The sequence below is a fragment of the Streptomyces sp. RP5T genome, from assembly GCF_003933965.1.
Taxonomy (GTDB): domain Bacteria; phylum Actinomycetota; class Actinomycetes; order Streptomycetales; family Streptomycetaceae; genus Streptomyces.
This window is the reverse complement of sequence record NZ_RSAJ01000295.1, coordinates 1-10221: the sequence shown is the minus strand read 5'-3', so window position 1 is coordinate 10221 and position 10221 is coordinate 1. Positions and strand designations below refer to the sequence as shown.

Genomic DNA, 10221 nt, shown 5'->3' with positions numbered 1-10221 from the left:
GACTGGCACCACCTGCGCGTCGACCGCACCGACGGCGTCGCCACGGTCACCCTCGCCCGCCCCGACAGGCTCAACGCCCTCACCTTCGGTGCCTACGCCGACCTGCGCGACCTGCTCGCCGAACTGTCCCGCGAGCGGTCCGTGCGGGCCCTGGTCCTGGCCGGCGAGGGCCGCGGCTTCTGCTCCGGCGGCGACGTCGACGAGATCATCGGCGCCACCCTCGCCATGGACACCGCCCAGCTCCTCGACTTCAACCGGATGACCGGCCAGGTGGTGAGGGCCGTACGGGAGTGTCCGTTCCCGGTGATCGCGGCCGTGCACGGGGTGGCGGCGGGCGCGGGCGCGGTCCTCGCCCTGGCGGCCGACTTCCGGGTGGCCGACCCCTCGGCCCGCTTCGCCTTCCTGTTCACCCGGGTCGGCCTGTCCGGCGGCGACATGGGCGCGGCCTATCTGCTGCCCCGCGTGGTCGGCCTCGGCCACGCCACCCGCCTCCTCATGCTCGGCGAACCGGTCCGCGCCGCCGAGGCCGAGCGCATCGGCCTGATCAGCGAACTGACCGGCGAGGGCGGCGCGGACGAGGCCGCACAGGCCCTGGCCCGGCGCCTGGCCGAGGGGCCCGCCCTCGCCCACGCCCAGACGAAGGCGCTGCTGACGGCGGAGCTGGACATGCCGCTGGCGGCCTCGGTGGAACTGGACGCCTCGACCCAGGCCCTGCTGATGAACGGCGAGGACTACCGGGAGTTCCACGCCGCCTTCACCGAGAAGAGGCCGCCGAAGTGGAGCGGACGGTGAACCCCCTCCGGGTGGCCGTCATCGGCGGCGGGCCGGGCGGACTCCACGCGGCGGCCCTGCTGAAGCGTCTCGACCCGGCCCGTGAGATCACCGTCTGGGAACGCAACGCCCCCGACGACACCTTCGGCTTCGGCGTGGTCCTCTCCGACGAGACCCTCGGCGGCATCGAGCACGCGGACCCGGTCGTCTTCGCGGCGATGCAGTCCGACTTCGTCCGCTGGGACGACATCGACATCGTGCACCGGGGCGTACGCCACACCTCCGGGGGCCACGGCTTCGCCGCCCTCGGGCGCAGAAGACTCCTGGAGATCCTGCACGACCGCTGCCGCGCCCTCGGCGTCGACCTCCGCTTCCGTACCGAGGCCCCGGTCGGTCTCGCAGAGACGCACGACCTCGTCATCGCCGCCGACGGAGTCAACAGCACCACACGCGGGACCCACGCCCATGTGTTCCGACCCCATGTGACCCCGCACCACTGCCGCTACATCTGGCTGGCCGCCGACTTCCCCTTCGAGGCCTTCCGGTTCGAGATCGCCGAGACCGAACACGGCGTGATGCAACTCCACGGCTACCCCTACGCCCCCGACGCCTCCACCGTGATCATCGAGATGCGCGAGGAGGTCTGGCGGGCCGCCGGCTTCGACGAGGTGCCCGCGCGGGAGTCGACGGAGAGCTGCGCCAAGATCTTCGCGGACGCCCTGCGCGGCCGCCCCCTGCGCTCCAACAACTCCGCCTGGACCACCTTCCGCACCGTGGTCAACGAACGCTGGTCGCACGGCAGCACCGTGCTGCTCGGCGACGCGGCCCACACCGCCCACTTCTCCATCGGCTCCGGCACCAAGCTCGCCGTGGAGGACGCCCTCGCCCTCGCCGCCTGCCTTGAGGAACACCCCTCGCTGGAAAGGGCGTTGGCGGCCTACGAGGCGGAGCGCAAACCCGTCGTCGCCTCCACCCAGCGCGCCGCCCGCGCCAGCCTGGAGTGGTTCGAGAACCTCGGACTCCACCTCGACCAGCCGCCCCGCCAGTTCGCCTTCAACCTGCTCACCCGCAGCCGCCGGGTCACCCACGACAACCTCCGCCTGCGGGACGCCCGCTTCACCGACTCGGTGGAGCGCGAGTTCGGCTGCCCGCCGGGCACGCCCCCGATGTTCACCCCGTTCCGGATGCGGGGGCTGACCCTGCGCAACCGGGTCGTGGTGTCGCCGATGGACATGTACTCCGCCACCGACGGCGTCCCCGGTGACTTCCACCTGGTCCACCTGGGCGCCCGGGCCCTCGGTGGCGCCGGGCTGGTGATGACCGAGATGGTGTGCGTCTCGCCCGAGGGCCGGATCACGCCCGGCTGCACCGGCCTCTGGAACGGCAGGCAGACCGAGGCCTGGAAGCGGATCACGAACTTCGTGCACGAGCGGTCACCGGGCACGGCGATCGGCGTGCAGCTCGGCCACAGCGGCCGCAAGGGCTCGACCAGGCTCATGTGGGAGGGCATCGACGAGCCGCTGCCCGAGGGCAACTGGCCGGTCGTAGCGCCGTCCCCGCTCCCCTACAAGCCCTCCAGCCAGACCCCCCGCGAACTCAGCCGCGCCCAACTGACCGACATCCGGCTCCAGTTCACGCAGGCCGCCTGGCGGGCCGCCCGCGCCGGCTTCGACCTGCTGGAACTGCACTGCGCCCACGGCTATCTGCTCTCCGGTTTCCTCTCCCCGCTCACCAACCGGCGTACGGACGCCTACGGCGGCTCGCTCGCCAGGCGTCTGCGCTTCCCGCTCGAAGTCTTCGCCGCGGTCAGGGAGGTATGGCCGCAGGAACGGCCCATGACCGTCCGCGTCTCCGCCACCGACTGGGCCGAGGGCGGCAACACGGCCGAGGACGCCGTCGGGATCGCCCGCGCCTTCGCCGCGCACGGGGCCGACGCGATCGACGTGTCGACCGGACAGGTCGTGGCCGAGGAGCAACCGGAGTACGGGCGCTCGTACCAGACGCCGTACGCCGACCGGATCCGTCATGAGACCGGCGTCCCGGTGATCGCGGTCGGCGCCATCTCCTCCTGGGACGACGTCAACTCACTGATCCTGGCCGGGCGTACGGACCTGTGCGCACTGGCCCGACCGCACCTCTACGACCCCCACTGGACCCTGCACGCGGCCGCCGAGCAGGGGTACGACGGTCCTGGCGTCGTCTGGCCCGACCCGTACCGCGCGGGCAGCCGGCGGCCGCAGACCGGACGCACGGACGCCCCCAAGCCCCGTCTCACACTCGGGACGTGAGGGCGCCCGCCCGGCACGGGGGAGCGACCGGAGCCCTCACACCAGGCCCTGTTCCGCCAGCACCGCGTACACGCGGTCGGCCGACTCCCGGGGCGTCTGGTCCTGCGTCCTGAGGACCAGCGCCGGGTCCCTCGGCGGCTCGTACGGGTCGTCCACCCCGGTCAGCCCGGTGAGCCGGCCCGCGGCCTGCCGGGCGTAGAGCCCCTTCACGTCCCGTTCCGCACACACCTCGACCGGCGTCGCCACATGCACCTCGACGTACGGCGTTCCGCTCGCCCTGTGCCGCTCGCGCACCGCCTCGCGGCCGTCGGCGTACGGGGCGATCACCGGGACGACGGACAGGACGCCGTTGCGCGCGAGGACCTCGGAGACCAGGCCGATGCGCTGGACGTTGGTGTTGCGGTCCGCGCGGGAGAAGCCGAGACCGGCGGTGAGGAAGCGGCGTATCTCGTCGCCGTCCAGGACCTCCACGCGACGTCCCTCCGCCCTCAGCCGGTCGCACAGCAGACGGGCGACGGTCGTCTTGCCCGCGCTCGGCAGTCCCGTCAGCCAGACGGTGGCTCCCCGGGCCCGTGCCGTGGTGGTCATGCGCAACGGTCCTCTTCTCTCTCGCGACGACCCGGGGGACGCTAGGCGAGAAACTTGAGAAGAGGCGCAAAGGATCCTGAGGGTTGTCTGAGGGGCGCGAGATGTGTCCGGTGTCACAGACCGGCGAACGCGGCCCCCGCGTCCCGCAGCCGCTCGTGCAGCCCCCGGAAGACGGCCGCCGCCCGCTCGCCCGGCCAGTCCTCCGGGAGCAGCCGGGCGGGCAGGCCGGGATCGGCGTAGGGGAGATGGCGCCAGGAGTCCAGGGCCAGCAGGTAGTCGCGGTACGCCTCCTCGGGCGGTGTGTCGGCCCGGTCCTCCCACTCGCGCAGTACGCGCGCGTGGCGGTCGAGGAACGCCTCGTGCGCCTTGGCGATCGCGGCCAGGTCCCACCAGCGGGCGACCGCCTCGACGGTGGCCGCGAAGCCGAGGTGCTCGCCGCGGAAGAAGTCCACGTACGGCTCCAGCCGCAGCCGCTGGAGCGTGTGCCGGGCCTCCTCGTACAGCCGCGCCGGGGCGATCCACACCCCGGGGGCCGCCGTGCCGAAACCGAGTCCGGACAGGCGTGAGCGCAGCACGTGCCGCTTCTGCCGCTCCGACTCGGGCACCGAGAACACCGCGAGCACCCAGCCCTCGTCCTCGGGCGGGGTCGCCGCGTAGATGCGCCGGTCGCCGTCGTCGAGGAGCTGGCGGGCGTCCGGCGACAGTGCGTAGCCGGCGGCGCCCTGGTCCGTGCGGGCCGGGAGCAGCAGGCCGCGCCGCTTGAGGCGGGACACCGAGGACCGCACGGAGGGGGCGTCCACGCCGACCGCGGCCAGCAGCCGGATCAGCTCGGCGACGGGCACGGGGCCCGGCACGAAGCGGCCGTAGGCTCCGTAGAGCGTGACGATGAGAGACCGTGGTGCATGCTGGTCGGACACGTTGATCATCTTAGGTCGTGTGGATCACTGCTGGTCACCATCGGTGCGCAGCCTGAACCGCTGGAGTTTGCCGGTCGCCGTGCGCGGCAGCGCGTCCAGGAAGACGATCTCCCGCGGGCACTTGTACGGCGCCAGCTCGCCCTTGACGAAGGCGCGCAGTGCCTCCGCGTCACGCTCGGCGCCCTCCTTGAGGACGGCGAAGGCGACGACGATCTGGCCGCGCGCCTCGTCGGGCCTGCCCACCACCGCCGCCTCCACCACGTCCGGGTGGCGCAGCAGGGCGTCCTCGACCTCCGGTCCGGCGATGTTGTACCCGGCCGAGATGATCATGTCGTCCGCGCGGGCCACATAGCGGAAGTACCCGTCGCTCTCGCGGATGTATGTGTCGCCGGTGATGTTCCAGCCGTCCCGCACGTAGTCGCGCTGGCGGGGGTCGGCGAGGTAGCGGCAGCCGACGGGGCCGCGCACGGCGAGCAGCCCGGGCTCGCCGTCGGGCCGCTCGTGCCCCCTCTCGTCGACCACGCGCGCCTGCCACCCGGGTACCGGCACCCCGGTCGTCCCGGGCCGGATCTGCTCGTCGGCCGCGGAGATGAAGATGTGCAGCAGCTCGGTGGCGCCGATGCCGTTGACGATCCCCAGCCCGGTCCGCTCCCGCCAGGCCCGCCAGGTGGCCGCGGGCAGGTTCTCCCCGGCGGAGACACAGCGGCGCAGCGACGAGACGTCGTACGCGTCGAGCTCGTCCAGCATCGCGCGGTAGGCGGTGGGGGCGGTGAACAGGACCGAGACGCGATGCTCGGCGACGGCCGGCAGCAACTGCCGGGGGTGGGCCTGTTCGAGGAGGAGGGAACTGGCGCCCGCGCGCATCGGGAAGATCACCAGGCCGCCGAGACCGAAGGTGAAACCGAGCGGGGGACTGCCGGTGAACACGTCGTCCACATGGGGTCGCAGCACATGCTTCGAGAAGGTGTCCGCTATCGCGAGCACATCCCGGTGGAAGTGCATACAGCCCTTGGGGCGCCCGGTGGTCCCGGAGGTGAAGGCGATCAGCGCGACGTCGTCGGCCGCGGTCGGCACGGCGGAGTACGGCGTCCCGGGCGCCTCGCGGTTCAGGAGGTCGTCGGGGGCGTCACCGCCGTACGTCGTGATCCTGAGTCCCGGTATCTCCGCCTTGGCGAGATCGTCCACGGCGCGTATGTCGCACAGGGCGTGCTCGATGCGGGCGATCTCGCACATCGTGGCCAGCTCGTGCGGGCGCTGCTGGGCCAGCACCGTCACGGCGACGGCGCCCGCCTTCAGCACCGCCAGCCAGCAGGCCGCCAGCCAGGGCGTGGTCGGGCCGCGCAGCAGCACCCGGTTGCCGGGCACGACCCCGAGGTCACCGGTGAGGAGATGAGCGAGCCGGTCGACGCGGGCGCGCAGTGTGCCGTACGTCCATGGGGGCCCGCCCGGGGTGTGGAAGACCGGGCGGTCGTCGGGCGGGCCCGTCAGCAGCTCGGCGGCGCAGTTCAGCCGATCGGGGTACCGCAACTCCGGCAGGTCGAAGCGGAGCTCCGGCCACTGGCCGGGGGGCGGGAGGTGGTCGCGCGCGAAGGTGTCGACGTGGGCCGAGGCGTTCATGGCGGGTCGCCCCCTTGCCTTCTGGGCCGTGTGGGCCGCCTGGTGGGCGTCGATGGTGGGCTCGCACAAGGAGCGTATCGTGTTGGTGACGACAGTCAACGGCACGCGATACTGTCGTAGGGCCCTGGCGACGAGAAGGGACCGGCGATGCCCGCATTCTCGCTCGAACCGTCACAGACCGCCCGCTGCGCGGAGCTGCGCACCCTCGCCGCCGAACGGCTGCGCCCGCTCGCGGAGAAGGGCGAGCCCGGTCGGGTGAACCGGCCGCTGGTCGCCGAACTCGGCCGACTGGGCCTGCTGGAGCGGCTGTTCACCTCCGGTGCCCTCGATCTCTGCCTGATGCGGGAGTCCCTCGCCCACGCCTGTACGGAGGCGGAGACCGCCCTCGCCCTCCAGGGGCTCGGCGCCCACCCCGTCCACGCCCACGGCACCCCGGCCCAGCGGGACCGCTGGCTGCCGGCGGTCGGCGAGGGCAGCGCGGTGGCCGCGTTCGCGCTGAGCGAGCCGGGGGCCGGGTCGGACGCGGCGGCCCTGTCACTGTCCGCCGAGCCCGACGGCCCCTCCCGCTGGCGGCTCACCGGGGAGAAGTGCTGGATCTCCAACGCGCCCGAGGCCGACTTCTACACCGTGTTCGCCCGGACCACCCCCGGCGCCGGGGCCCGCGGGGTGACCGCGTTCCTCGTGCCCGCCGACCGCCCCGGCCTCACCGGCACCGCCCTCGACATGCTCTCCCCGCACCCCATCGGCGCCCTCGCCCTCGACGCCGTGCCGGTGGGCGCCGACGACGTCCTCGGCGAGGTCGACCGCGGCTTCCGGGTCGCCATGGGAACCCTGAACCTCTTCCGGCCCAGCGTCGGCGCCTTCGCGCTCGGCATGGCCCAGGCGGCACTGGACGCGACCCTCGCCCACACCTCCCGGCGGGACGCGTTCGGCGGCAAGCTGCGCGACCTGCAGAGCGTGGCCCACACGGTCGCCGAGATGGCCCTGCGCACGGACGCGGCCCGCCTCATGGTGTACGCGGCCGCGACGGCGTACGACGAAGGCGCCCCGGACGTGCCCAAGCGGGCGGCGATGGCGAAGCTGCTCGCCACCGAGACCGCCCAGTACGTCGTCGACACCGCGGTCCAGCTGCACGGCGCGCGCGCCCTGCAACGCGGCCATCTGCTGGAGCACCTGTACCGGGAGGTGCGCGCCCCGCGCATCTACGAAGGCGCGAGCGAGGTCCAGCGGGGCATCATCGCCAAGGAGTTGTACGCCGATCTGGAGGTGTCGTGAGCGCCGAGCGCATCAACCCGCCCGAACTGTCCCCGCCCACCGGCTTCTCGCACGCGGTGGTCGCCACCGGCTCACGTGTGGTCTTCCTGGCGGGGCAGACGGCCCTGGACGCCGACGGCAAGGTGGTGGGCGACTCCCTGCCGGAGCAGTTCGAGAAGGCGCTCACCAATCTCCTCACCGCGCTCGCTGCCGCCGGCGGTACCCCGTCCGACCTCGCGCGGGTCACCGTCTACGCCACCGACATCGCCGCGTACCGAGCCCATGCCCGTGAACTGGGGTGTATCTGGCGGGAGTTGGCGGGCCGCGACTATCCCGCGATGGCCGTGGTCGAGGTCGTCCGGCTGTGGGACGACCAGGCTGCGGTGGAACTCGACGGCTTCGCGGTGCTGCCCTAGCGTCCCGGCCCGCCCGGGAGCGGCCCGGGGAGTGCCGCGGCGCGCGGAGGTGATCAGGCGGCGACGGCCAGCCGGTCGGCCGGTACCCGGCGCGGTGCGACGACGCGGCCGTCGGGCAGCAGCTCGCCGGTGTCGTCGAAGACGATCGCGCCGTTGCACAGCAGGTTCCAGCCCTGCTCGGGGTGGCCGGCGACGATGTGCGGGCCGGCGCTGTCGGACGAAGCGCACGAGGACCGGTGAGAACACATGGCGCACCTCCACATTGGGCGGACCGTCCCTATGGGGTCCGTATCCGTATGGACAGACCATGCTCCTGTCGCCAACTCATCGGAACGGCCCGACATGAAGCGTGACAACACGCGGACAACTCTCGGACGGTTCCACGACGCTCGGTGCGGACTCGCCACCGAAGGAGTGACGATCACGGCTGTCCGGGTGTCTTCCCGGTAGCAGTGGAGGCCCTCGCTCCACTCATCCGGGAGGTACCCGTCATGCCTGTTCGCCCCGCTCTCGTCGCCCTTGCCGGCGCCGCGCTGCTCCTGTTGACCGCCCCCGCGCCGCCCGCGAGCGCCGACTCCTACGAGACGGTCACCGTCGACCCGGTCGGCCGCGTCGCCGGGGACGGCACCGTGACCCTGTCCGGCACCTACCGCTGTACCGGCGGTACTGGCCCGGTGTTCGTGAGCTCCTCCGTCACCGGGCGCTCCTCGTCGGTCCGGCACGGCATCGGGGGGACCCGCGCGGTGTGCGACGGCGTCGAGCACCGCTGGACGAACACGGGCAAGCCCACCTCGGAGACGCTGGAACCGGGTGCGGCCCACGTCGAGGCCACCCTCATGGAACTCAGCCTCCAGGGCGGCCTGCCGCTGCCCCGCTTCCACGCGGTCGGACAGCGGGACATCACGCTGACACAGGGCTGAGCGCGGCCCGCGTCCGTGCCGGTGGCCGCCGCCCGCGAACTGGCGGTCACCGCACGAGTGCGATCTCCGGGGGCCATCGCACAGCCTCAGCCAACAGCAGTGCGGGGCCCAGGTGTTGAGGGCACACGACCAGCGGCGGCCGGGCGTGACAGGCGATCTCGAAGCGGGCGCGGGCCCCGCACTCCTCCCCGTCCCGCGGACCGGAGTGCCGGCTCGCGCACCGCAGTGCGGGCGGGGTGTGGGCGGCGCTCACCGCACGTCCGCCGCTTCGGGGGCGTGGTCGAGGATCGTCAGCATCGTGGTCTCCACCCGTTCAGGCTAGGAACGGGAGAGGGCGGCAGCCTGTTCAGTCCGCCGTTCGGGTGAGCTCGACGCCCTGGGCCGGCCCGCCCTCAGACCGGGTACGCGTGCGTCTGCGCCGCCTTGACCGCCGCCCAGACCTCCGCGCCCGGATGCAGGTCCAGCTCGGCCGCGGCCACCGTCGTGAGGTCCGCCGCGAGGGGCAGCTCACCCGTCAGGTCGGCGCGGATCTGGTCGCCGTGGGACTCCAGGCCGGCCACCTCGCACCGCCACAGGTTGCGGGCGCTCGTGCCGGCCGGGGGTTCGCGGTAGAGGGTCACGGCGCTCGGCGGGAACGCGACGAAGACGGGACCCCTCAGGTCTTCCGTGCTCGTGAGCGCGGGCCCGGCATCGAGCCGGACCGTGTGGCCCTCGGCCTCGCCGCGGTAGAGGTTCAGGCCGACGAGCTGGGCGATGTAGTCGGTGCGCGGATGGCGGGCGATGTGGGACGGGACGCCCTCCTGGACGACCTCGCCGTGCTCGACGACCACGAGACGGTCGGCGAGGACCATCGCGTCCAGCGGGTCGTGCGTGACGAGTACGGCCACGGCCTCGAACTCGGCCAGGTGGCGGCGGAGTTGGGCACGGACCTCCAGGCGGGTGCGGGCGTCGAGCGCGGCCAGCGGCTCGTCGAGCAGGAGCAGCCGGGGGCGGGTGGCCAACGCGCGGGCGAGGGCGACGCGTTGGGCCTGGCCGCCGGACAACCTGCGCGGCTTGGAGCCCGCGTGGGCCGCGAGCCCCATACGGCCCAGCCACTCGGCGGCCCGTGCCCGCGCCTGAGCCCTGGTCGCGCCCTGGCAGCGGGGCCCGAAGGCGACGTTGTCGAGGGCGGTGAGGTGCGGGAAGAGCAGATAGTCCTGGAAGACGACACCGACCGGGCGGTGCTCCGGAGGCGTACGCTCCAACGCGGCGCCGTCCAGCCGCAGATGACCGTCGGTGAGCGGGGTGAGACCGGCGAGGGCGCGCAGGGCGGTGGACTTTCCGGCGCCGTTCGGGCCCAGCAGGGCGACGACCTCGCCGGGGGCGACGCTCAGGGACACGTCGAGGCGGAACGCGCCGCGGTCCACGACCAGGCGGGCGTCGAGACCGTCCAAGGCGACCCGCGTCCCAC

10 protein-coding genes are annotated in these 10221 nt (G+C 73.2%); 5 read left to right on the top strand and 5 right to left on the bottom strand.

Features of this window, described 5'->3' with window-relative positions; translation table 11 throughout:
• The first annotated feature begins 12 nt into the window (after positions 1-12).
• A complete protein-coding gene (locus tag EHS43_RS26720; RefSeq protein ID WP_260470729.1) occupies positions 13-792 on the top strand; it encodes an enoyl-CoA hydratase family protein in 780 nt (259 codons plus the stop codon).
• Entirely contained in the window at positions 789-3059 is a 2271-nt protein-coding gene (locus tag EHS43_RS26715) for a bifunctional salicylyl-CoA 5-hydroxylase/oxidoreductase (RefSeq protein ID WP_312023441.1), read from the top strand. Before EHS43_RS26720 ends, EHS43_RS26715 begins: the two co-directional genes overlap by 4 nt.
• A gap of 36 nt (positions 3060-3095) precedes the next feature.
• On the opposite strand, the gene cysC is transcribed toward EHS43_RS26715, so the two are convergent.
• The 3 genes from cysC to EHS43_RS26700 all read right to left on the bottom strand — a co-directional run bounded on the left by cysC (position 3096) and on the right by EHS43_RS26700 (position 6181).
• Positions 3096-3647 (bottom strand): adenylyl-sulfate kinase, encoded by a 552-nt coding sequence (gene cysC / locus EHS43_RS26710; protein ID WP_125193301.1) that lies wholly within the window; start codon positions 3645-3647, stop codon positions 3096-3098.
• Positions 3648-3760: 113 nt separating this feature from the next.
• Entirely contained in the window at positions 3761-4573 is an 813-nt protein-coding gene (locus EHS43_RS26705) for a PaaX family transcriptional regulator C-terminal domain-containing protein (protein WP_125193300.1), read from the bottom strand.
• Positions 4574-4588: 15 nt separating this feature from the next.
• Positions 4589-6181: an AMP-binding protein gene (locus EHS43_RS26700; protein WP_125193304.1), complete on the bottom strand. Its 1593-nt coding sequence runs from the start codon at positions 6179-6181 to the stop codon at positions 4589-4591.
• A gap of 147 nt (positions 6182-6328) precedes the next feature.
• On the opposite strand from EHS43_RS26700, the gene EHS43_RS26695 reads away from it, so the two are divergent.
• Entirely contained in the window at positions 6329-7456 is a 1128-nt protein-coding gene (locus tag EHS43_RS26695; protein WP_125193299.1) for an acyl-CoA dehydrogenase family protein, read from the top strand.
• Positions 7453-7851, top strand: a complete 399-nt coding sequence (locus EHS43_RS26690; protein ID WP_125193298.1) for a RidA family protein — start codon at positions 7453-7455, stop codon at positions 7849-7851. The genes EHS43_RS26695 and EHS43_RS26690 overlap by 4 nt, the downstream gene beginning before the upstream one ends.
• A 53-nt stretch (positions 7852-7904) precedes the next feature.
• Here EHS43_RS26690 and EHS43_RS26685 read toward each other — a convergent pair whose 3' ends face one another.
• On the bottom strand, positions 7905-8099 hold the full coding sequence (locus EHS43_RS26685; RefSeq protein WP_125193297.1) for a DUF5999 family protein: 195 nt from the start codon (positions 8097-8099) through the stop codon (positions 7905-7907).
• Positions 8100-8342: 243 nt separating this feature from the next.
• Between EHS43_RS26685 and EHS43_RS26680 the strand changes: the two genes are divergently transcribed.
• A complete protein-coding gene (locus EHS43_RS26680; protein ID WP_125193296.1) occupies positions 8343-8771 on the top strand; it encodes a DUF6299 family protein in 429 nt (142 codons plus the stop codon).
• A 392-nt stretch (positions 8772-9163) separates the two neighbouring features.
• Here EHS43_RS26680 and EHS43_RS26670 read toward each other — a convergent pair whose 3' ends face one another.
• The gene (locus EHS43_RS26670) at positions 9164-10204 is read right to left on the bottom strand and encodes an ABC transporter ATP-binding protein (protein WP_125193294.1); all 1041 of its coding nucleotides are present in this window, start codon (positions 10202-10204) and stop codon (positions 9164-9166) included.
• Positions 10205-10221: the final 17 nt, after the last annotated feature.